20 protein-coding genes are annotated in these 24,400 nt (G+C 41.8%); 4 read left to right on the forward strand and 16 right to left on the reverse strand.

Annotated features, from left to right (window positions below; all coding sequences use genetic code 11):
- Positions 1-174: 174 nt before the first annotated feature.
- A complete protein-coding gene (gene topA / locus Q0791_RS14200; RefSeq protein WP_299007541.1) occupies positions 175-2,835 on the reverse strand; it encodes a type I DNA topoisomerase in 2,661 nt (886 codons plus the stop codon).
- Positions 2,836-3,191: 356 nt separating this feature from the next.
- On the opposite strand from topA, the gene astB reads away from it, so the two are divergent.
- Positions 3,192-4,538, forward strand: a complete 1,347-nt coding sequence (astB, locus tag Q0791_RS14205; protein WP_299007543.1) for an N-succinylarginine dihydrolase — start codon at positions 3,192-3,194, stop codon at positions 4,536-4,538.
- An 81-nt stretch (positions 4,539-4,619) separates the two neighbouring features.
- Here astB and Q0791_RS14210 read toward each other — a convergent pair whose 3' ends face one another.
- Positions 4,620-7,136: a hypothetical protein gene (locus Q0791_RS14210; RefSeq protein ID WP_299007545.1), complete on the reverse strand. Its 2,517-nt coding sequence runs from the start codon at positions 7,134-7,136 to the stop codon at positions 4,620-4,622.
- 279 nt (positions 7,137-7,415) lie between these two features.
- Here Q0791_RS14210 and Q0791_RS14215 point away from each other — a divergent pair, with 279 nt between their 5' ends.
- On the forward strand, positions 7,416-8,729 hold the full coding sequence (locus Q0791_RS14215; protein WP_299007547.1) for a dicarboxylate/amino acid:cation symporter: 1,314 nt from the start codon (positions 7,416-7,418) through the stop codon (positions 8,727-8,729).
- A gap of 64 nt (positions 8,730-8,793) precedes the next feature.
- Here the strand turns inward: Q0791_RS14215 and Q0791_RS14220 are convergent, their stop codons facing one another.
- The 13 genes from Q0791_RS14220 to Q0791_RS14280 all read right to left on the reverse strand — a co-directional run bounded on the left by Q0791_RS14220 (position 8,794) and on the right by Q0791_RS14280 (position 21,953).
- Entirely contained in the window at positions 8,794-10,098 is a 1,305-nt protein-coding gene (locus tag Q0791_RS14220) for an inosine/guanosine kinase (RefSeq protein WP_299007549.1), read from the reverse strand.
- Positions 10,099-10,369: 271 nt separating this feature from the next.
- Positions 10,370-11,014 (reverse strand): adenylate kinase, encoded by a 645-nt coding sequence (gene adk / locus Q0791_RS14225; RefSeq protein WP_299007551.1) that lies wholly within the window; start codon positions 11,012-11,014, stop codon positions 10,370-10,372.
- A 118-nt stretch (positions 11,015-11,132) separates the two neighbouring features.
- On the reverse strand, positions 11,133-11,978 hold the full coding sequence (locus tag Q0791_RS14230) for a tetratricopeptide repeat protein (protein WP_299007554.1): 846 nt from the start codon (positions 11,976-11,978) through the stop codon (positions 11,133-11,135).
- A 143-nt stretch (positions 11,979-12,121) separates the two neighbouring features.
- Positions 12,122-14,053, reverse strand: coding sequence for a molecular chaperone HtpG (gene htpG, locus Q0791_RS14235; protein WP_299007557.1), 1,932 nt, complete (start codon positions 14,051-14,053; stop codon positions 12,122-12,124).
- A gap of 256 nt (positions 14,054-14,309) precedes the next feature.
- Positions 14,310-14,909 (reverse strand): recombination mediator RecR, encoded by a 600-nt coding sequence (gene recR, locus Q0791_RS14240; RefSeq protein WP_299007560.1) that lies wholly within the window; start codon positions 14,907-14,909, stop codon positions 14,310-14,312.
- Between the two features lie 6 nt (positions 14,910-14,915).
- A complete protein-coding gene (locus tag Q0791_RS14245; RefSeq protein ID WP_299007564.1) occupies positions 14,916-15,245 on the reverse strand; it encodes a YbaB/EbfC family nucleoid-associated protein in 330 nt (109 codons plus the stop codon).
- A gap of 91 nt (positions 15,246-15,336) precedes the next feature.
- Positions 15,337-17,988 carry a DNA polymerase III subunit gamma/tau gene (dnaX, locus tag Q0791_RS14250; RefSeq protein WP_299007568.1) on the reverse strand — a complete coding sequence of 884 codons (2,652 nt, stop codon included), beginning with the start codon at positions 17,986-17,988 and terminating at the stop codon, positions 15,337-15,339.
- A 418-nt stretch (positions 17,989-18,406) separates the two neighbouring features.
- Positions 18,407-18,952, reverse strand: coding sequence for an adenine phosphoribosyltransferase (apt, locus tag Q0791_RS14255; RefSeq protein WP_299007570.1), 546 nt, complete (start codon positions 18,950-18,952; stop codon positions 18,407-18,409).
- Positions 18,953-19,121: 169 nt separating this feature from the next.
- Positions 19,122-19,496 (reverse strand): YbaN family protein, encoded by a 375-nt coding sequence (locus tag Q0791_RS14260; protein WP_299007572.1) that lies wholly within the window; start codon positions 19,494-19,496, stop codon positions 19,122-19,124.
- Positions 19,497-19,661: 165 nt separating this feature from the next.
- On the reverse strand, positions 19,662-19,838 hold the full coding sequence (locus tag Q0791_RS14265; RefSeq protein ID WP_299007614.1) for a hypothetical protein: 177 nt from the start codon (positions 19,836-19,838) through the stop codon (positions 19,662-19,664).
- A 32-nt stretch (positions 19,839-19,870) separates the two neighbouring features.
- A complete protein-coding gene (locus Q0791_RS14270) occupies positions 19,871-20,617 on the reverse strand; it encodes a putative DNA-binding domain-containing protein (protein WP_299007576.1) in 747 nt (248 codons plus the stop codon).
- Positions 20,617-21,468 carry a DUF692 domain-containing protein gene (locus Q0791_RS14275; RefSeq protein WP_299007578.1) on the reverse strand — a complete coding sequence of 284 codons (852 nt, stop codon included), beginning with the start codon at positions 21,466-21,468 and terminating at the stop codon, positions 20,617-20,619. Before Q0791_RS14275 ends, Q0791_RS14270 begins: the two co-directional genes overlap by 1 nt.
- 74 nt (positions 21,469-21,542) lie before the next feature.
- Entirely contained in the window at positions 21,543-21,953 is a 411-nt protein-coding gene (locus Q0791_RS14280; protein ID WP_299007582.1) for a hypothetical protein, read from the reverse strand.
- 302 nt (positions 21,954-22,255) lie between these two features.
- Here Q0791_RS14280 and Q0791_RS14285 point away from each other — a divergent pair, with 302 nt between their 5' ends.
- Complete coding sequence (locus Q0791_RS14285; RefSeq protein ID WP_299007613.1) at positions 22,256-23,173, forward strand: tRNA-dihydrouridine synthase; 918 nt, start codon at positions 22,256-22,258, stop codon at positions 23,171-23,173.
- A 113-nt stretch (positions 23,174-23,286) separates the two neighbouring features.
- Positions 23,287-23,643, forward strand: coding sequence for a TraR/DksA C4-type zinc finger protein (locus Q0791_RS14290; protein ID WP_299007584.1), 357 nt, complete (start codon positions 23,287-23,289; stop codon positions 23,641-23,643).
- 139 nt (positions 23,644-23,782) lie between these two features.
- On the opposite strand, the gene Q0791_RS14295 is transcribed toward Q0791_RS14290, so the two are convergent.
- Entirely contained in the window at positions 23,783-24,385 is a 603-nt protein-coding gene (locus Q0791_RS14295; protein ID WP_299007587.1) for a DedA family protein, read from the reverse strand.
- Positions 24,386-24,400 lie beyond the last annotated feature (15 nt).

Consider the following 24,400-nt stretch of genomic DNA (forward strand, 5'->3'; position numbering starts at 1 on the left):
CAGGAGCAATTAACGACCTTGCCTACAGCATGTTGAATTCCCGCTGAAAGATCACTTATATAATAGAATTGGTATAACATACTTTGCCCCTTTTCATTGGACGGAACAAAGTGCACACAGTAAAAAGCCCTCAAAGAGCCAGACTCTTTGAGGGCTTAATAACATGACCAAAGATTATTCTTTCGCTTTGGCTTTAGCTTTGGGTTTGGCTTTCTTTTTCGCCTCAGCGACCCATTTTCCGTCAATATATTTCGCAGTCCAACCTGTGGCTTTACCGTCAACATCCGTTGCAACATATTGCTCTTTCGTCTTGCGGCTAAAGCGCACCGTTGCCAAATTACCCTCATCGTCTTTAATAGGTGCATCGGCTAAATATTGATACTTTGGCCACAGCAAATCACGATATTTCACTAATTCCGCAACCTGTGGACCACGGGTTTCTCGTGACTTAGGAAAGGTACTGGCCGCTAGAAAGATCCCCGCAGCACCATCTCTTAATACGAAATACGCATCCGACTTAGTGCACTTTAAATCAGGTAAGTGAATAGGATCTTCTTTTGGCGGCGCCGCTTCACCACTTTTCAGTAATTTTCGCGTATTCTTACAATCACTGTTGGTACAACCAAAGTACTTACCAAAGCGACCATTTTTAAGCTCCATATCATGACCGCAACGATCACACTCAATAATGGGGCCTTCATAGCCTTTAATCTTAAACTGCCCTTGTTCGACTTCATAACCGCCGCAGCTAGGGTTATTACCACACACATGCAATTTACGTTTTTCATCGATAAGATAACTATCCATCGCCGTGCCGCAAACACCACATCTGTGTTTCGCTCTGAGTGCGTCAGTTTCCGCATCTTCACTGTTTTCACTGATGGCTTCTTCACCCGCAGTCAGATTTAAGGTCGTTTTACAGCGCTCTTTTGGCGGCAAGGCATAACCAGAACACCCTAGAAACACTCCCGTTGTCCCGGTACGGATCCCCATAGGTCTTGCACAAGTAGGGCATTCGATATCCGTCAATACCATTTCGTTAGGACGCATTCCGCCCTCTTCAGGAGGTAATTCCGCTTTGGCCACTTGCTCAGTAAAGTCTTGATAGAAGCCATCGAGCACATTTTTCCAATCTCGCTGACCTTGAGCCACTTCATCCAATGTTTGCTCCATGCTGGCAGTGAAGTCGTAACTCATCAACTCTTGAAAGCTTCCCACTAAGCTATCACTGACGATTTCCCCCATTTTCTCGGCATAAAAGCGGCGATTTTCAACTTTTACATAGCCTCTATCTTGAATGGTTGAAATAATCGTTGCATAAGTCGACGGCCGACCAATGCCTCTTTTCTCTAACTCTTTCACTAAAGACGCCTCACTAAAGCGCGCTACAGGTTTAGTGAAATGTTGCTTAGGTAGAAGATCTTTTAAATTAAGCACATCCCCTTTATTGACAACAGGCAGCGTATTATCTTCTTCATTTTTCTTCTTCATTACAGGTTGAACACGTGTCCAACCATCAAATTTCAATATGCGCCCTGACGCTTTTAGCTCATAATCCCCTGCCGTTACCGTTAACCGAGTGGCATCATATTTCGCTGGCGTCATTTGGCAAGAAACAAATTGGCGCCAAATCAGTTCATATAAACGCTGCGCATCCCGCTCCATATCAGTAAGCGAGGCTGATTCAACTTTTACGTTTGACGGACGGATCGCCTCATGGGCCTCTTGTGCCCCTTCCTTACTGCCATAACGTAATGGCGCTTCAGGCAAATACTTATCACCAAACTCTTGACCTATCATCTCCCGCACACTATCTAGTGCTTCTTGGCTTAAATTCGTTGAATCCGTTCTCATATAAGTAATATGACCGGCCTCGTACAAACGCTGCGCCATCATCATGGTTTTCTTAACACCAAAGCCTAAACGCGTACTTGCCGCTTGCTGAAGTGTGGAAGTAATATAAGGTGCAGAAGGTTTACTCTGTGTGGCTCTGTCTTCTCTGGCAGTAATCGTAAATGAAGCCTGAGATAATGCATCAACAGCCGCTTGAGCTTGAGCTTCACTAACGGGCTTAAACGCCTTATCTTGGCACTTAACCACTTGCATTTTGAGCATTTCTTGTTTAGCCGTATTCAGCTCAGCATGCACATCCCAAAACTCTTCAGGAACAAAGGCTTTAATTTCGCTTTCACGCTCAACCACTAAACGTACAGCCACCGATTGCACTCGGCCAGCGGATAATCCTCTTGCCACCTTTTTCCATAATAAGGGAGAGGCCATAAAGCCAACAACACGATCGAGAAAGCGACGAGCTTGCTGAGCATTGACCATATTTGTGTTTAAATGTGAAGGCTGACTAAAGGCATCTTTAATGGCCGATTTAGTGATCTCATTAAACACTACGCGTTGATAGCGAGATTGCTCACCACCAATTACCTCTTGTAAATGCCAAGCAATGGCTTCCCCTTCTCTATCCAAATCGGTTGCGAGATAGATGTGATCGGCAGATTCGGCTAAAGTTTGTAACTCTTTTACGACTTTTTCTTTGCCAGGTAAGGTTTGATAGTTTGCTTTCCAGCCATGCTCAGGATCGACTCCCATTCGAGCAATCAATGCCTGTTGAGCCTTGATCCTTTTATACTCTGCTTTATCTTCTGCTGACATTTTACGCACTTCAGCAGGGGATTTACTGGCCACTTTCGTGTCCGCATTTGCAGAGGTCGGTAAGTCCCGAATATGTCCCACACTCGACTTAACGATGAATTCTTTACCAAGGTATTTGTTAATAGTCTTGGCTTTTGCCGGTGATTCGACAATAACTAGCGATTTACCCATAAATTAATTTGCGCCAACAAGTTTCAATATCATGAAAATTGGCTCCATATATAGAGTGTTGTGCAAACACTTTCAAGTGGAACCCTGTTTTATTTGCATTAGTAAGACACTTTTTAACCGTTTTATAAAAAAAAACGAAAAATAATACTGCGTATTTAAAAACTAATATTCCATGATTAGTCATTAAGCAAGGTGCCTTAGTGCATTTCAATTCAAATAGCCCTTTTCTGTAACATTTATCAAACTTGTAACCTTAGCAGCTTGTGTATATTGTGCGCTAAACAGCGCCGTTTTATCACTATCCACAGATCTTTTGGATATACATAAAACAGCCTCTGCCGATTTAAGGATATACAATGGATCATTTTGAAGCGAATTTTGATGGACTTGTAGGTCCAACTCACAACTATGCCGGTTTATCATTTGGCAATGTAGCCTCATTTAATAATGCCGATGCCATCTCTAATCCTAAAGCTGCGGCTAAACAAGGGCTAGCTAAAGCCAAAGCCGTTGGTGACCTAGGATTAGTGCAAGGCATTCTGGCTCCTCAAGAGCGACCTGATCTTCATACATTACGCCGCATAGGTTTTACTGGCTCTGACGCCAAGGTGCTCGCTCAAGCTGTAAAACAGGCCCCCTTATTGCTCAATGCCTGCTGCAGTGCATCAAGCATGTGGACAGCCAATGCGGCAACTGTCTCTCCAAGTTCCGACACATTTGACAAAAAGCTGCATTTCACCCCAGCCAATTTAGTCGATAAACTCCATCGCAGTATTGAACCTATTACCACAGGCCGTATCCTCGCTGCTACCTTTAACGATAGCCGCTATTTTCATCATCATCAACATCTACCAAAACATGCCAGCTTTGGCGATGAAGGGGCGGCCAATCATACACGCCTTTGTGGTGACTATGACAATAAAGGCGTAGAGCTGTTTGTATACGGCCGTGAAGCCACCAAGCTCAATGCCATTGCGCCTGAAAAATACCCTGCCCGTCAAACACTAGAGGCCTCTCAAGCCATAGCGCGATTACATGGCCTTGTGGATGAACAAACTGTCTATATTCAGCAAAACCCAGCGGTTATCGATCAAGGGGTATTTCACAATGATGTCATCGCGGTGGGTAATCAAAATGTGCTCTTCTATCATGAGCAAGCCTTTCTCAACACAAAAGAAAAACTGGCTGAGATACAAGAAAAATTCAATCGAACATGCAATAGACCACTGCATTTCATTGAAGTTCCAACTGAGAAAGTCAGTATTTCAAATGCTGTCAACACTTACCTTTTCAACACTCAAATTATCACTCTACCCTCAGGTGATATGGCCATTATCGCCCCCACAAATTGTGAAGAAAACCAAGCGGTGAAAGCTTATTTGGATGAGCTAGTAACATTAGGCACTCCCATCAAGAAAGTGCACTATTTTGATGTCAAACAAAGCATGCAAAATGGCGGAGGTCCCGCCTGTTTACGTTTACGTGTCGCGATGAACGCCACTGAAGTTGCAGCTGTGAACCCTCATACCTTAATGAATGACAGTCTATTTACTACACTCAATACTTGGGTCGATAAGCATTATCGCGACAGGCTCAGCATACAAGATTTAGCCGATCCACAATTGATTATTGAATCACGCACAGCACTGGATGAACTGACTCAGATCATGCAATTAGGCAATGTGTATCAATTTCAGCGTTAAGCATTATGATTAAATCGATAAATTAGCAAAAACTTTTTCCCCAACGAATAAGATGACATCCTTATTCGTTGGGTAAGTTAATTAAGATATCACCACAGGAATACTGGCCACAATAGTCTCTACACCAGATGGCGTTCTCACCATCACATCTAACATGCCTGATTCTGGCTCAGTACCACCTTGCACCGACACATTAATCACTAAACCTTCTCCTCCTCTGTCTTGCACTGTGATGGAAGGGCTTGTAGCTATGCGACCTGCTGAGGTTTCAAATTCAATGGTCGTTCCAGAAGGCAAGGTTTGATTGTGTAAATCAGAAATTATCATGGACAAGCTACCAATTCCTTCTGTCACAATATCCATCACTTGATTTCTCGTACCGCCATCACTGTCTGTGATAATAGGTTGTGAGGCATAAGCAGTGCTACCTGACATCACCAACACTATATTTTTCCTCACATGAATGGACGCTGTGCCATCTTCAATTAAGCCACAATATACATGACCATAAGGATCAGGCTCTAAAGAGTCCTCTTCTTTCGGCTCTTGAAAATCACAATCTTTATCTAGTGCACAGCCACATAGCACGCCATTATATTTTCCATCCGCGATATCAAAAAAACCATTTACATTTTCTCTATGGCCATTGAAGTCAATCAACTCCTCTAGTTCACCTCCAGCTTCTCCTCTTGGACCATCAACATATTCGTAAGGATTGAACACGCCATCTTCATTGAAATCCTCAAAAGCCTCAGCCATATCATAAGGCTCACCTTGAGTATTATCGCCCAAAAATAATGGCCGCTCCGCTTCATCGAAGCGACCATTACCATTGGTGTCGGCAAAAGACTCCTCCCCAATGGCAAAGGCAGTAATAGTGACACGCCCTCCCATCGGCTGGGCAAAGTCAGTGTCTGAATAGGCTTCTTGTACATCAAAATAACCATTTAAGTCAGCAGGATGATCAGTATCCCCCCAATAAGCGCCATCAGGCCGCACATCTTGACTGCGCCATGTCACAAAACAGCTGCCATTTATCGTAAAGCAATAATCATCGATGGATCCACCTTCGGTGCGAAAGGTCACTGCCGTGCCATCGGGGACCGGATTATTAAAGGCATCGGCCAAGCGCGCGGTCACAATCACCTCAGTACCATCAATGTCCCAGCCTTCCGGTGAGTAATTACTTGCGCTTAAGGAAAAACTGTCTTGATCCGCAATGCCAGTTGTCACCACCAACTCACTGGATTGACTGGAAATATCATCATACTCTTCATCATCATTTTTAAGATAAGCGGTCACTCGAATAGGCGTGGCCGTGGTGCCAGCATTCACTGTGGTTTGCACTAAGCCTTCTGCATTCGTTGTGGCCTCTGTAGGATATATGTCTAGACCGCCCACTGCCGTATTTAACGAAAAGTACACAGTTTCATTACTCATGGGCTGACCGCTCACATCCAGCACTTTGAAAATGACTAAGGATGTGGCTATGCCGCCGGTATTTTTTATGCCGATTTGCTCAGGTGTTGCCGACACAAACTCAATACTGCCTCTATCGGCAGGAAAGATCTCAATACTGCCCCTAGCCGATAAACTTGTGCCCACATCGGCTGTAACAGTGATCACATCTTCACCAACACAGCCTTCGGCGCGATAAGTACTCTTTGCCTCTCCATTAATAGCGATAACAGGAGAACTTAAAGAAGCCAAGCCCGCATCGGTGCAAATAGAAGAGAAATTGACGTTTATAAACTCATCGGTATATAAATTGCCTTCATCATCTCGAATTTCAATGGATACTGTCGCTGTGCCCCCTGCCGAAAGCTCATCTATGCTTACTAATGCCAACCCCTCTTCAAACACCTCTCCGGCTCCCATCTTTAGATCTTTAGCGCCCACAGTAAAAATAACCTGATGGAACTCTTCACTGCTTATGCTTGCTGTGGCTGTGTCAGCACCCAACTGCGTTGCCGCATAGATATCCGCTATTGCAACCCCCTCTTGGGTCACAACAGTATTGATGGGAATAGAAGCTAACTGGCTTGTAAAAGTGACAATAACGGGATCATTCGTCCCTATTACCCTTGCTTTTAACTGACCTGGCTGTTTAGGCGTAATGCTTTCAATGGCATTTCCATCCGCATCAATAAGCTCAAGTATCACTTGCCGTAAACCCGCTGCACCACCATCGCCTAACATGGTAAAAGTGTGCGTATCATTCGTATCAATCTGATTCGTCAATGTGGCAGTGATTGAACCTGCACCTTTAATGTTAGAAGTATAAAGCATCACCTGTGCTTGCCCATTAATATCGGTGATCGCCGTTCCTGTTATGGGATCAAACGAGCCTAATGTGGGATCATTTAAAGCGAAAGTCACCAATTCATTTTCAAGCAATCCTCTTTTTGAGCTGCTCACCGTTGCGGTCACAGTTGCAGGATTTGCAGCTGAAATGGCTTGTTGGGAAATAGACAAGGCGAGAAAGTAAGTTTCCTCTGTGGGTTCATCGGATTCTTCCTCAAAACTCCCTCCTCCACCGCAACTTAGTATAAAAAAACAACAAAATACAGCCGTTAAAAAATATTTAACTGACTCCATTGTCAGCTCCTCTGTTAGTTCGATCACGATACAAACAACTTAAGAACAACTTTGGAACAACCAAAAACAACACACCCAAAACTAAAAGCTAACCATAAACAAACAACTTATCAACAATAAGACACCTTGAAATATAATAAACACTAAATATTTTAACTTTTAATCCATTTGAAGCTGACTGTAAGCTGACAAAACATTTCATCCTGAGCGCTTTCTTGCTAGGCTTTACCCTTCATTGAAAGGCATGCTTAGCTCCATAAAAATTATAAAGGAAGCAATATGGCTACGACTAAAACAAAAAAGCTCGGCCTAACCAGTAAAATACTGTTAGGTATGGCAGGTGGGATCCTTCTCGGACTCTTGCTTCGAAACCTCTTTCCAGAAAGTGACTTTATTAAAGAATATTTAACCGATGGCTTTTTAAATGTGATCGGCACTATCTTCATTTCTGGTCTAAAAATGCTCGTTGTTCCACTCGTCTTTATCTCCCTTGTTTGCGGAACTTGCTCCTTAAGTGAGCCTTCAAAATTAGGACGCTTAGGAGGAAAAACCATTGCGTTTTACCTTTTCACCACCGCCATCGCCTTATGCATGGCGATTCTTGTGGCTATTGCGCTTCATCCCGGTAATGCAAGTTTAGTGGCTGAGGGTATGCATTTCGATGCCAAACAAGCACCCAGCTTATCTCAAGTTATTATTAATATTGTGCCTACCAACCCAGTCAAAGCCATGAGCGAAGGTAACATGCTGCAAATTATTATTTTTGCAGTTATCTTCGGTTTTGCGATTTCTCACATTGGTGAGCGTGGTAAGCGCGTTGTCGCTTTATTTGAAGACTTAAATGAAGTTATCATGCGTGTTGTCACCTTAATCATGCAACTGGCTCCTTACGGTGTGTTTGCCTTGATGGCAAAACTCGCCTTAACCTTAGGTTTAGACGATTTCCAAAGTGTCATTCAATATTTCTTCGTGGTATTGCTGGTGTTACTGCTCCATGGTTTTATTGTCTATCCCACACTGTTAAAGCTCTTCTCTGGATTAAATCCAGTGACCTTTATTCGTAAAATGCGTGATGTGCAATTATTTGCCTTCAGTACAGCAAGCTCAAATGCCACCTTACCAGTCACCATTGAAACCGCTGAGCACAGATTAGGCGCCCACAATAAAGTCGCTTCCTTTACCTTGCCTTTAGGCGCCACGATTAACATGGATGGCACAGCCATTATGCAAGGTGTCGCAACTGTCTTTATTGCACAAGTCTTTGGTATTGATTTAACCATTACCGACTATGCAATGGTTGTTGTCACAGCGACGTTAGCCTCTATTGGTACAGCAGGTGTACCAGGAGTTGGGCTTATCATGCTTGCCATGGTACTCAATCAAGTGGGCCTTCCAGTTGAAGGTATCGCATTAATTATTGGTGTGGATAGATTGCTGGATATGGTTCGCACTGCAGTCAATGTCACAGGTGATACTGTCGCCACTTTAGTGATTGCAAAATCTGAAAATGAGTTCAATGAAGAAGTCTTTAACTCGCCTATTGCGGGTCATCCTGCTAAAAACTTTAAAGAGCAAATGCATATTAAAGAGTAAGGATTGTCTAGTTCCTAAAAAAGCGTCCAATTGGACGCTTTTTTAGTTATCACTCATCCATTCATTATCGTTCCCAATAACTCTCTTCTAAACTGTCTTCTTTCTCGGGTAAACCACGAGATAATCGCGGGCTGTGCTGGGCCAGCACTTCATAAGCCACACGGTTTGCATATTTACAAATTTGAGAAAATGAGGAGTAACATAAACCATCTCGAGTATGCTTGCTCGAACCTGGTACAATTTGGCGATGAAAAGTATTAGAGGATAAGTCGTGTAATAATGCCGCTAAAGCACCGTCACCCGCACCATTGGTATTACGAATTTTTTCAGGTCCGCCCATATAAGGAGAAATGTGTGCATAAACTTTCATTGGCGTTTCACAGGCTTGTTTTAGCTTAGGCCTAGAAAACTCATAGCGGTTAAACTCAGGAATGGCACCAGGCAATAATGTATGGCTCGTTTCACGCTTTTCGGATTCTTCAGTATATCCAGCAGTATATAAGCCCAATGGACCCGCTGTCGTCAATACCATATCACACCAATCTAATGCCGCTTCACTGGCCAATAATGGATCTTTAAACCCTGTGAGTGCTTCACCTTCGTCTTCATTCATGGCTAAAATCGTCACATGCTCTGTGATAAACTGCTGCCACCATTTTGGATCTTCTTCAATCAAAAAACGGGTTCCCAGCGTCAACACCACTGGCACATCTGCCTCCTTGGCATATTCTATCGCTGTCATCGCCGCCTGGGTTATCTGATCATCTCCACTCGCCCGCATCAAATAGGCGGTTAAAATCAGTGCTGAACTCCCTTGAACAATCTCCTTATCAATATACTCAGGCGTCAGCTTATCCATTGCCCCTTTACTAATGGCAAACGTGCGCTCCCCACATTCAGAAATCAATGTAAAGCAACGCCCTATGGGACCATCCACGGGCTGTAAAAAGTTCAAGTCCACTTTCGATGAAGTGTTACACAAATAACGGTAAGCATAGCTACCAATTTCAATATTTTGGCTCATTACACCAAACAAGACAGAACGATCATCGGCTAATATGGAATAATTGTGTACCGTATTACCAATCGTGCCGCCGGCAAATTCATCACTGATCAAAGACTGCTGCTTTAGCTCAGTGTATAATGCATGCGCCACCTCATCATTGATGAGTGTGGAGTTTCCCTTGGGCAATTCATAACGACTTAATAACTCATCACCGACTTTCGCTTCAATATCAACCAAGGTTTGGTCAATTCCTGCAATATAAGTAGAAAAAGGTCTCGGCTGCTGAATAAGCTGAGCCAATAATGGATCACGATTATTCACAGGAAAATAATGCTTAGACTTACGTTTACCAGGAAACTTCATATAGCGCTCTCTTTATCCAGCTTCCTTGCTAAATATCATTATAAAAATGGCTTAAAACAAATAAGCATATGATCCATACACCTATTTTACCGTTTAATTGTACAAAAAATCACTCGTCATTTATTCGAGTATAAAAACAAACATTGTGCGTACTGCAATGTCAACATAATAACAAGAAAATGACTCAGCAGACATGCAGATGTAAAAAATCAGGCCCACAAAAAGTGAGCCTGATCAGAAAATAGCAAAAAGATGCGTGATACGCGATAAACTAGCTTAATGCCGCCACAATTTGTTCGCTCACTTGAGCAACAGATTGACTGCCATCAAACTTGTTATAAGTCACATCAGTGTTAGACGCAACTTGCATGTAATACTCAACAAGTGGCTTAGTTTGCTCATGATAAATAGCTAAACGTTTGCGCACAGTGGCTTCTTCGTCATCAGGACGAATAGACAGCGCTTCACCTGTCACATCATCGATACCTTCTACTTGAGGAGGATTAAATACAATATGATAAACACGACCTGAGCCTGAATGGACTCGGCGACCCGCCATACGTGCGACAATATCTTCATCCGGCACATCAATTTCAATAACATGATCCAGTGCAATACCGCTTTCAGCCATTGCATCGGCCTGAGGAATAGTACGAGGAAATCCGTCTAATAGAAAACCTTTTTGGCAATCATCCTGAGCAATACGTTCCTTAACGAGACCAATAATCAGTTCATCAGACACGAGTTGTCCTGCATCCATGACTTTTTTGGCTTCTAAACCTAGTGGCGTTCCCGCTTTTATCGCTGCGCGTAACATATCACCCGTAGAGATCTGAGGAATACCGTACTTTTCCATAATAAATTGGGCTTGAGTCCCTTTACCAGCTCCTGGGGCACCTAACAGCATAATACGCATTTAAACTCTTCCTCTGTATTGCAAGATTGTGATTATGGCGCGATCTTCGCATAATTAACGACAATTTTGAAGCGCTTTATTTGAATGCACTCATTCATTAATACCGATAAAATCGGCATCAATAAAGTAAAGTATACAATTTACGTCGATATTGATTAGCCAACCCATGGCCTTGACCCAGTGCCGTTAAGATTTCAAGAAAAACCTGTTTGATCTCACCCTCACCCGCCGCCACATCTTTTTGAAGAGGGGCAAAAATAAGCTCAAGGGCTTCTTCATGACGATTCGCTTGATGCAAGGCTTTGGCTAACTTAATCAGCGCTTGGCTATCGTCAGGGTGCTGTTCATATTCATTTTGTAATAATCGAATTTCTGGCGTATCTGCCGCTTCCAGTGCCAATGCCAATTTGGCTTTCAAGCTTTGATAATAGCCATCTTGATCGGCCAAGCCAATAGAATTCAATAAGTTTTCGGCTTCGCTAAGGCCACCGGCCATCAATTGTGCGTCACAATAAGTCAGCGCCACCTCAGCACTTTGGTTTTCCTCAAACGCCTGCTTTAATAAAGGTAAGGCTGTTTGCCAATCTTGATTAGCCAGCAATGTTTTTGCTTCATTTAATCGTAATTGCCACTGGGCGGGTAAGTGCTTCTCAAGCAAAGGTAAAATCTCTGCCGCCTCTTTCACCCCCACAAAGCCATCGACAGGCTTGCCTTTATGTAAAATTAACGTAGTGGGTAAATTGTGAATTTGAAAGTAATTGGCGATTTCCCCTTCAGACTCGCAATTCACACGAGCTAAAATAAAGCGCCCAGCTTGCTGCTGTGCAACTTGCATTAACACTTGTCCAAAACTGACACTGTCAGGACTCTGCTCAGCCCAAAATGCCAATACCACAAGGTGCTCCATTGAGGCATTAACAATCTCTTGTATATTTTCTTTCGTCAATTCCAGAACAGTATCCATATTCTTCCTTTTACATTTACATCTTCTTCAATTGAACGCATAGTGATATGACCTATATTTATTCCTATGCCCCCTGTATCTCTTGCTATCATGCAAGTATACATGAATAAAAAAAGAGGCAGATAATCTGCCTCTTCTTATTGCTACTTAACGCTAGCCACTAACATTTCATTCATCAACTTGATGAAAGAAGATGGATCCGCTAGGCTGCCTTTTTCTGACAGCAATGCTTGCTGTAATAACAACTCTGACCATTGAGCAAAGACATCTTCAGCTTGCTCATCATTTAGACGAACAACTAATGGATGTTCAGGATTCAGCTCAAAGATAGGCTTAGACTCAGGCACTGCCTGTCCTGCTGCTTGCATCATTTTCATCATTTGCGTTGACATATCACCTTCACCGGCAACCACACAAGCAGGTGTGTCTGTTAAACGCGTTGTCACTTTCACATCTGACACTTTATCGCCTAATGCGGCTTTAACACGCTCAATTAACGGTGCTGATTCAGACTCAAGTTTCTCTTGCGCTTCTTTTTCGCTGTCATCTTCCAATGAGCCTAACTCTAAATCACCACGGGTAACAGAGTGAAGCTTCTTACCATCAAACTCAGTTAAATGACTGACTAACCATTCATCAATACGCTCAGACATTAATAACACTTCAATGCCTTTTTTACGTAATAATTCTAAGTGAGGACTGTTTGCCGCCGCGTCATAGCTGTCAGCCACAATATAATAAATTTTATCCTGACCTTCTTTCATACGGCCAACATAATCTGTTAATGAAACGGTTTCAGCCGCCCCTTCACCTTGAGTAGAAGCAAATCTTAATAAGGCTGCAACACGTTCTTTATTAGCAAAATCTTCTGCAGGACCTTCTTTTAACACTTGGCCAAACTCACTCCAGAAGCTTTGATATTTCTCAGCATCGTTTTTAGCCAGCTTCTCAAGCATGCCTAACACACGCTTAGTCACAGCAGTACGCAGTGCTGTTGTGACTTTGTTATCTTGCAAAATTTCACGAGAAACGTTTAATGGTAGGTCATTTGAGTCAATTAACCCTTGTACGAAACGCAAGTAGCTAGGCATAAATTGCTCTGCATCATCCATAACGAACACGCGTTGAACAAATAATTTTAGTCCATGCTTACGATCGCGGTTCCACATATCAAATGGCGCACGAGAAGGCAGATACAATAAGCTAGTGTACTCTTGTTTACCTTCAACACGGTTATGGCTCCACTTTAATGGATCGCTATAATCGTGAGAAATATGCTTATAAAACTCTTGGTACTCTTCGTCAGAAATATCACTCTTATTGCGAGTCCAAAGCGCTGTCGCTTTGTTCATCGCCTCCCATGCACCCTCAGTTGCAGGAATTTTCTCGCCTGGCTCACCGTCTGGTCCCTCTGGTCCATCACGCTCAGGCGTACCTTCTTTATACATTTCAACAGGCACTGAGATGTGATCTGAATACTTAGTAATAATGGAGCGCAAACGATAATCATCAGCGAATTCTTTTTCTTCTTCGCGTAAATGTAAGATGATTTCAGTACCACGATTGGCTTTTTCTATATTCTCAACAGTAAAATCACCTTCACCTGTTGACTCCCAACACACACCATCACTGGCACTCAGGCCTGCAGCACGAGTTCGCACTGTCACTTTATCGGCAACGATGAAAGATGAGTAGAAACCCACACCAAACTGACCAATCAACTGTGAATCTTTTGACTCATCACCTGATAGATTTTTAAAGAAATCAGCCGTACCCGATTTAGCGATGGTTCCTAAATGCTCAATTACACCGTCACGTGTCATCCCTATGCCATTGTCTTCAATGGTCACGGTGCCCGCTTCTTTGTCTGCACTAATGCGCACACGTAATTCACCATCACCTTCATAAAGATCATCTTGTGTTAACGCTTCATAACGTAGCTTATCTGCAGCATCGGCGGCATTGGATACCAATTCACGCAAGAAAATTTCTTTATTTGAATATAAAGAATGGATCATCAAATGGAGTAATTGTTTGACTTCAGTTTGAAAGCCATGAGTTTCTTGTTGAGACATGAAATGCTCCCTGGTTAATCGTTAAAACGAGTATAAAGTAAGTAATAATTCAAACATGGGGTTAGAAAAAAGCATTTCAAGGGTAAAACTCAAATCAGATCTTAAGTGGATAAAAAAAATCCAGCCAATGCAGCGCATTACTGGATTTTTTTAACTTATCTAATTCTTATTTATTAAGAAAAATAAGTGCTTTCGATATATCAATAGCTCAGTATTAACGAATTAACGCTCTGCTAATAAACAAAGATTAACCTTATTACAAAGGTAGACGGCCATTAAAAGATAAGGCCAAGGTCGTACTATCCACATATTCCAATTCACCACCAACAGGCACACCATGAGCAATACGGCTCACCGAGATCTGATAGTGTTTAGCTATATCAGCAATATAATGGGCTGTGGCATCACCTTCAACAGTTGGGTTAGTCGCTAAAATTAACTCGGAAACGTCCCCGTCAGCTAACTGTTTCTCAAGCAAGTTTAATCCCAATTCATCAGGGCCAATACCATCAAGTGGCGATAAGTGCCCTAATAAAACGAAATATCGCCCATTGAAATGCCCTCCCGCCTCAATAGCAAGTACATCCGCGGGGGTTTCCACCACACAAATCACACTGGCATTTCCTCGCTTGTGGCTCGCACAAATAGGGCACAGTGCATCTTCAGTAAAAGTACGACAAGATTGACAATGTCCCACGTCCAACATCGCTTGAGCAAGCGTATTCGCTAACTGAGTACCCTCGCTTCTATCACGTTCTAAAAGCTGAAAAGCCATACGCTGAGCAGACTTAGGACCAATACCAGGAAGGCAACGCAGTGATTGGATCAACTCATCGACCAATGGGCTAAATTTCATCTGTGATTAAAATGGCATTTTCATTCCCGGTGGCAACTGCATGCCTCCGGTCACTGCGGCCATTTTCTCTTTTTGGTTCTCATCGACACGACGAGCTGCATCATTACATGCTGCAGCAATTAAATCTTCTAGCATCTCTTTATCATCTTCTAATAAGCTAGGATCAATATCGACTTTACGCACGTTATGTGAGCCAGTCATAGTGACTTTCACAAGACCTGCACCGGCTTCGCCTGTCACTTCCATTTGTGTAATTTCTTCTTGCACTTTGGCCATTTTATCTTGCATCATTTGGGCTTGTTTCATCAAATTGCCCATACCGCCTTTTCCTAACATAGGTTTTTTCTCTTCAATTAAAGGTTGCAAGCAACCGGATAAAGTGGATTAATTTTACTAAAATGAGCCCGATTAGCAATAAGACATTCCATTAGGCTACAATTAATTTATCAAAGTCCCCTAAGGTCAATAACGCAATTTCATTGCTCTTTTCTGCTAATAATGGTGGTGCGTAGGCTAACGTCTCATGTTGAACTTGTGCTTGCATGTTTTGCATCAACCACTGAATATTCTCATCTTGCTCCAGTGTTTGTGCGGCATCATTAAGCAATTCTTTGTGGAAACGCTTACGCACTTCGAGCGGCGTTTCCCGACTCAGATCTGAACCAATTTCCACAGACAATTGCACCGCTTGGCCAACACTTTGAGTAATGGCTTCTTCTAACTGTAATATCGCGATATCTGCACACAAATGCTTTTGATCTGGCTTAAGCTTTAGATGGACAGTTTGACTAAATTGAAGGCACACTGAATTAACCGCCAATTGCCTAACCCGTCCACCCACCTCTAATGATGCCATAAATTTATACCATAAAAGATCACGTTCATCGCCACTTAAGGGTGTCTTCAACGGCTTTGACACTGGCACAGACTCTGACTCTGATGATTTCATCTCTGTCGGTGACACTGCCTGCACATCAGTACGTTGAAGTCTACAACTCCGTTCAGAGGAGACTGCTGACGCAGGCGTATCCGCTTCTTGACTGAGTAATTCAGGTGAACGGTTTATATTAGCAGGTGCAACTTCCCATGGTGGCCTGTCTTCTTCACTATTATCAATAACGCCTTCACTGTCTTTTTTGGCCACCACACAAGTATTATGATCAGGTAGAGCCGCTGCTTTCTCAGTGGTGTTTGTCAGTTTGGAATGCGCTATTGTTAACTTTTTTCCAGTTTCACTGCCACCCTTATCTTCATCAACAGGGGCGAGTAAAGAATCTCTTGCTGCCAATACGGCATCTAAAATGTCATCTTCTACCACAGGCATTGATACAGCGGTAGGGCTGGAGCTAACATCAGTATAGGACAAAGGCCGCACCGTCTGCTCAGCCCCCCCCTGCGCCATAGCCTCATGAATAATGCCTGTCATTTCCGCTTCTAATGCATAAGATCCATCACTGACATTCTGAGCTTGTCCTATCTGCTCATTATTCATGGGCTCCATCGCAATAGGCTCAACGTCTATACCTTGAGACTGACCTTGGGCTTGTTGCATCGATTCATTACCCATAGGCTCCATTACAATAGGCTCAACTGAACTAGCCTCAACGCTTATATCTTGAGAATGACCTTGAGATTGACCCTGAGTTTGGCCTTGAGCTTGTTCCATCGATTCATTACCCATAGGCTCCATTACAATAGGCTCAACTGAACTAGCCTCAACGCTTATATTTTGAAACTGGTCTTGAGAATGTCCTTGAGTTTGGCCTTGAGACTGGGCCTGACTCATAATTAATGCCATTTCAGCACGCAGATCTGCAGGCATTTGCTCTTGTTCTAAAGCATCAAGAGAAACCTGTCCATCATCAATCGTCAGCTTATGCCCTAAACTGGGATCATCAGTCCGATTAACTTGAAGACTGTCAGCCTCCATCCTATCTGTAACAGCCTTATCTTTTTCATTAGAAGATGTATTTTCTTTTTTCCAACGGGTAATGGGCGTTTCAGGCACAAAAGTTACCGCTCGCAGCAGCGCCATCTCTAAACCGGATTTAGGATCCGGTGCATGAATAAGCTCTTTTCGTCCAGCCAACAAAATTTGATAGTAAAGCTGCACTTGCTCAGCATCAAGTTCATGAGAAAAAGTTAAAATCTTCTCACTATTAAGTGATAACTGAGCCGCTGCAGGCGCAAACTGAGTTAAGGTAATTTGATGCAGTAACTCAAGTAAGCTTCTTAAAACCTCATCGGCATCCGCTCCAAAAGACAAGATCTCATAAACCATTTGCATTAATTGGGCGATATCACCACTCACCAATGCTTTCAGTAAATGAATAACATGGTGTTCATCAATACTGCCTAACATGGTTTGCACTTGTGAGAGCATCACTTGCCCTGCGCCAAAAGCAATCGCTTGATCCGTTAAACTTAATGCATCCCGCATACTGCCATTGGCAGATTTAGCAATCAGCGTTAAGGCTTGCTCTTCAAAATGTATTGTTTCTTGTGACAGAACATGGCTCAATTGCGTCACTATGTCTTCATGAGCAATGCTTTTTAAATTAAACTGTAAACAACGAGATAAAACGGTGATCGGTAATTTTTGAGGATCCGTTGTCGCCAAAAGAAATTTGACATGTTCAGGCGGCTCTTCCAAGGTTTTTAACAGCGCATTAAAACTGCTGCGAGACAGCATATGGACTTCATCAATAAGATACACTTTATAGCGGCCACGACTCGGCCTATATTGCACATTATCCAACAACTCACGCGTATCATCGACTTTGGTTCTTGAAGCTGCATCCACTTCAATTAAATCCACAAATCGACCTTGAGCAATCTCAACACAACTAGCACACTGCCCACAAGGCTGAGCACTCACACCTTGCTCGCAATTTAAACCTTTGGCAAATAAACGCGCTAGACTGGTTTTCCCTACACCTCGTGTACCAGAAAACAAATAGGCATGATGTAATCTTTGCTGAGTTAACGCATTCGTTAGCGCATGCAAAACATGAGACTGACCAACGACTTGCTCAAATTTGGCAGGGCGCCACTTGCGGGCTAACACCTGATATGACATGAAACTTCCTACTATCTAACCTATGTTAGAAGTTGACTCCTCTTATATAAATCACACAATAACATGCAAGCCATAGAGTTTCTATACCCGTGATACTTGAAGATGCAGGATTCAGCTGGAATTAAAAGCCTTTTAGGCAAGGCTTTGAACAGCGTGCTTAGTCATTCTAAGCTGATGTTCAATAACGCAGTATAAAAGGCCTTGCTTTTACATATAAAGGGGCCAGCCCTTTGGGAGTCTGTAAAAGCACCGACTTCTGCGTTGTATCATCTTAAAAGGCAATAAGCATTCTTGCAATAATACGCCTTGAATTAGGCACTTTTACAAGCTCTGAAAACAGGCACCTTCAAGTATCACGGGTATATCACTTCAATAAATATACCCAAAACACAAATGCGGCCTTGGGTACAATCTTTAATTACTCACCTTCAAAATCACACAATTTAACCAATTCTAATCCCATGGCTTCAAGACGCTTCTCGCCACCCAGATCAGGAAGAGAGATGACAAAAGCGGCATGATTAACTTGACCACCCAAGCGGCGAATAAGTTTTACTGTGGCTTCAATCGTGCCACCTGTCGCCAATAGATCATCTATGACTAGCACCTTATCATTAGCATTAATCGCATCAGTGTGGATTTCAAGAACATCTTGACCATATTCCAATTCGTAACTTTCAGAAATCGTCTCACGAGGTAACTTACCAGGTTTACGAACTGGCACAAATCCAATGCCTAAGGCTAAAGCTAAGGGCGCGCCAAAAAGAAAACCTCGCGCTTCGGTACCAATCACTTTAGTAAAACCTTGATCTTGATATATCTCGACTAACTGCGCCATTGTTGCTTGGTAAGCGGCGGGATCTTCCAATAAACTGGTCACATCTCGAAAAAGGATGCCTGGTTTCGGATAATCAGGAATGGTTTTAATGCTGTTTTTTATAACCGTTAAACGTTCAGTATTCATGGATCTATTTCTTTTATTAACTAAGGTTAATGCATTCATAAAGCGGATCGATTATCAACCAACACCACAGTAAATGTCATTAAAGTGTAAAATCAGAGGGAAGCTTAAGCTCCTTTGTAGCCCGTTGCAACCAAGCAAGCAAAAAAAAGCAATAATAAAGCTATTGTTCCTAAGCTTCATCTTCTATTTCTGGCACACTTTTTAAATAACAAAACAAACAAACAGCTGTAAAAAATAGAAAAATTTTCACCCATAAAATCGGAGCAAAGAAAATACTCACACTGAAGCTCAATAAACTCACTAGATAAGCTTTTCTCTTTAATCCCTTTCGAATGGCTTTATTTTTTTGCCAATTGGATAAGGCATCAGAAAACCAAGGGTGCGTCATCAACCATTGATACAAGCGTTGACTGGAACGTGCAAAGCAATAGGCTGCCAATAAAATAAAAGGGACTGTAGGCAGTATAGGTAGAACAATACCAAGCATGCCGAGTAATAAGCTAAGTAAGCCCGCAATTAAAAAAAATCCACGCGTCACGCCCATATTACCTCCCAATGGCCTAACCTGCTTATTCAACAATAACAGACAATATGAGATTAATCATGAACAATAGGCAATAAAAAGCCACTCTAAACCCGTGATACCTTATCTTGAAGTATCACGGGTTTAGAGTGGCCATAACTTGATAGCTGATTAAACACTCTGTGCTTACAATAATCCGCTGATTTTTAACCAAGACAAGCTTGCTGGCAGTGTTGGAATAAGCAACACTAGAATGAACCCGATAAAATGAAAGATATTAAAGGGATCTTTAAAAGACTTTTCCATGGCATCCTCTATATTAATACTGCCTGAATATTGATCCAGATCAATTTTTTCGTGCATTATAAAGGCTAGTTAACCAGATAGAAAGAAACTTATACTTTATACTCACATATGATCCCTTTATGACTTAATTCTACTAACAAATCTAAACAACCTTGCTGTAAATAACTGGGTTCCATTGAAGTATAGGTTTGCTGCAACCAAGTATTGATTTCTGCTAAGGTTAAACTTTCAAATTGGGATAAATACCCCAATACTTGCGCAGTTAACGGCGATAATGCCAAGAAGTTAATCTCATGGGCTTTATCACGATATACACAAAATAACTGTGGCGTCTTCGCAGGCTCCGTGGGTTGATAATCCACACTAATATGCTGTACAGCATAGGCATACTGCGCCACTTTAGCCGACGAGGACAAACACAATGGTTTCAAAGCAATATCCGCCTTTTCAATAAAGTCCTGTAAAGGGTTGTCAAGGGCAATCGATACAAGCAATTCAAGCCATTCATAATGTGCAAGCTCTAACATGAAAGGCGGATCTTGTTCCTTTAATTCATATTCATCCTGCAAAAAAACCAAAAATTCTTCTGCTATATCAGAAAAAAAAGGCGATTGACAATCATGCTGTTTAAAAAAAGTTTGCACTAATCTTCGCCATTGTGACGAGGAGTAAAGGCTCTTTAAAACAGGAAAAGCATTTGAGACAAATCCTGAAATATTATTCAAAAATAAATCTCGATAAACCTCCATTCGCTCAGCCGTCATTCCATCTGGTAAGGGGCTTGCGGGATCACGAATATAATCCATAAAGTTATTTTGTATTGAAATAAAAGACACTAAGCACTCCTTGACAAAATCGATGGCGATGAATACATTCTTTGCTTTTGATATTGCTTTATTTTTCTTATTTCCCTGAGTAGCACTTCCGTTTTCGGAATATTAAAGTCTCGTTCAAGTAACGTCGGAAAAACGCCATGATAGTCATAGCACTGACTTAATAATTGCCAAACGGGATCCTCCACATCAGCACCATGAGTATCAATAATCAAATCGGCCGTTTGTTGAAAATGCCCTGCAATATGCAAATAATAAATGCGTTCTTGAGGAATAGCCTGTAAAAATGCCAAAGCATCATAACCATGATTAACGGCATTAACATATATATTGTTCACATCTAACAGTAACTGGCAATTGGTTTCTGCTAATACAGCTTGGATAAACTCAAGCTCGGTCATCTGTGCCCCAGGGGCGCCATAAAAAGACACATTTTCTAAAATTAGCGGGCGCTCAATAATGTCTTCTACTCGCTTGACGCGATCGGCCACATGAAAAACAGCTTCTTGAGTAAAAGGAATAGGCATTAAATCATATAAGTGCCCAAGCCCTGAACAATAACTTAAATGCTCGGAATACACTTGGATTTGATGAAAATCCAGAAACGTCTTAATGTCTTTTATAAAATCAATATCTAAATTCTTCGGGCCACCAATAGATAAAGATAAACCATGAGTATAAAACTCATATTGCTCGGTTAATGCTCTAAATGATTTCTGAAATTGCCCACCTAACTTCATCCAATTTTCAGGCGCTACTTCAAAAAAATCAATCTCATCAGGAACCTGATCTTTCATTTCATTGAGCATTTCCCGCCTAAGACCCAATCCAACTTTAGGCGCTGTAAGCATCATCCTTTCCTCTTTACGTAAAACAAACAAGATCAGTCAAGACTGATCTTGTAACAGGAGCAAGTCAAAGCGTTACATTACATGCTGCCGCCACATGTGCCTTCGCTAGACTTATGATCGCCCCCACATGTGCCTTCGCTAGACTTATTATCCCCCCCGCATGTGCCCTCACTAGACTTATGATCCCCACCACAAGATCCTTCAGTACTGCTAGCTTTACTCTCACTGCCTCCACACTTGCCTTCTCCACATTTACCTTCATTGCCTTTAGCATCTGGTGCAGGCATAGGTGCGCCTTGTGCCTCAGCTTCGGCTTGATCTTGCGCTTCTGACTTTATACTTCCTTCACCTTCATCTGCCGCAATTTGATAGCCCACTCGCATTTCATTAAAGCCAAAGATATCTGCAGTCGCAGAGGAAACCAGTGTGGCGCCGACGACTACTGACCCTACAGCCAATGTTACAGCCGTTTTTTTTGCTAATTTCATAATCCTTTCCTTCCTTTTATCGCAATGTTGAATAACTAAACGTCAAATCATGCCGACCTAGGTTAATAGACCTAAATAGTCACAATAAAATTTCAACCTTTTTACTAGTATTTCACTTATTACTGATAAAGCAAGGTGACACTGACGAAGACGACACGGTAACCGTTTATTTCATGTTTAAAAAATGCAAAAACAGACTTATGCATTGAGCTGAACATAAGGTAGAATGCCGCGATTTTCTCAATATATTCGGATTAATAGTGAATGCAGTAACCAGTACACCGCGAGTGATCTTAGCCCCAATGGAAGGGGTTGTTGATGATTTAATGCGTGAAATATTATCCGCTATTAATCCTTATGATTTAATGGTCACAGAGTTCATTCGTATTGTTAATCAAAAACTTCCTAATCGCGTCTTTTACCGTTTATGCCCTGAACTACTCAACCAAGGAAAAACGCTTTCAGGGACACCAGTCAGAATACAGTTATTAGGTCAACATCCACAGTGGATGGCGGAAAATGCCGTAAAAGCGATAGAACTAGGCTCACATGGCATTGATGTTAATTTTGGTTGTCCAGCAAAAATAGTCAATCGAAACAAAGGTGGGGCAGTATTATTACAATACCCTGAACAACTCTACCAAATCATGAAAGCAATAAGAGAAGCCGTCCCTAAAACACATGCAGTGACAGCCAAAATACGTTTAGGCTTTGAAGATAAGAGCCTTTTTTTAGAAAATGCGCAAGCTATTTATGAGGCTGGTACAACAGAAATTGCGGTACACGCTAGAAGTAAAGTCGATGGGTATAAGCCACCTGCCTATTGGGAATATATTACTCAAATTAAACAAGCTTTACCCATACCTGTAATTGCTAACGGCGAAATATGGAGCAAAAACGATGCATTTAAGTGTATGCAAACCACCCATTGCAACACTATTATGATAGGTCGAGGAGCAATTGCTTTACCTAACCTAGCCGCCTGTATTAAATCAGCAGAGCAGCCCTATGATTGGAAACAAACTTTATCCCTCATGCTAGACTATACGCAAAAAGAGCTAGCAGGTAGAAAAAGTGATTATTATCCTAGTCGCATCAAACAATGGTTTACCTATTTAAACCGTCAATACCCCGAAGCTAACCAGCTTTTTCGTCAGCTAAGAGTCCATAAAACAACTCACGATATTGTAAAAAACCTTAAAACTGCACACCAAGAATAATCAAGCAGCAAATGGAATACTGTAAAAACATGACTGAGAATTGATCTCAGTCATGTCTTCATTAATGTTAAGTCCGTAAACTCATTAAAAATGACACTCACTGACAACAAACAATGAAAACAGATAATATTGTGGATAAGCTATCCAAAATTGAAATAGATTTGAAAACACAAGCACAACGTTTTCTTCCTCATAATATGGCACACCTTAATTTACAAACCCATACAATATCTCAATCCATTCAATTAATGACTGAAACATTGGGTAAAAAACACCCTATTACTTTACAACTCATCCAGTTGGATGCTGCTTGGTGTCAATTAGAAATGGGCTTATATGGTCTGTGCTCAGATTGTGAAATACAAATCAATCATCAAGTATTAGAACAATTTCCCTTAAAGCAACGATGCAGCTCATGCGAAGAGAAGCATCTTCATTTAGCCCATAAGCGAAAACTTAGCCACTGTTGAACATTCTAAATACAGGGCTATTACAATACTATGCTCAAACACTCATATGATATGCCAAAAAGAGGGTTTAATTTAGTCCATTCACTATCAGACTCGACTCTCAGACATAGGAGAATATCATTTTGCCATCTATGTTTTGTCATTTTTTTTGATATTGACGCACAGCAAATAACACCCCTACTATAACCAGTCCTATCACAACAAACCAAGTCACTACGGCATAATGATGATAAAAATCCAATAAAAATGCTCGCTGATGATAAAGATAAGCAGGTGCAATACCAAAACAAAGTACCCAAAGTATCACAGCGAAAGTATTGCCCACTAAAAACGCCTTAAAAGGCATTTTTGCAATCCCGCAAGCAAGCGGCATCAGTTGCTTTAAGCCTTCAATAAATCGACTCATCATCAAACCCCAAATACCATAACGTTCAATGAATGAATGGCATTTATCAATGGTTTGTTTTGATAACCAGTTTTTTCGTATCAATATATGCTCACATTGAAGGCCAATCCAATAGCCACAGATATTCCCCAAAAAAGCGCTGCTCCCCGCAACAATCACAATAAGGGGTAAAGACATTTGCCCTAAAGATGACAAAATACTGGCCACCACTAATAATGATTGGCCGGGAGCCGGGATCCCAATGCCTTCAGCAGCAATCGCTAATGCCAAAAGCACATAACCATATTGATGTAATAAGGGGCTTAAGTCAGTGAGTAAATGTTCAATGGATAGCATAAAAACTCAAAAATA

The organism is uncultured Shewanella sp., assembly GCF_947495455.1.
Classification (GTDB): domain Bacteria; phylum Pseudomonadota; class Gammaproteobacteria; order Enterobacterales; family Shewanellaceae; genus Shewanella.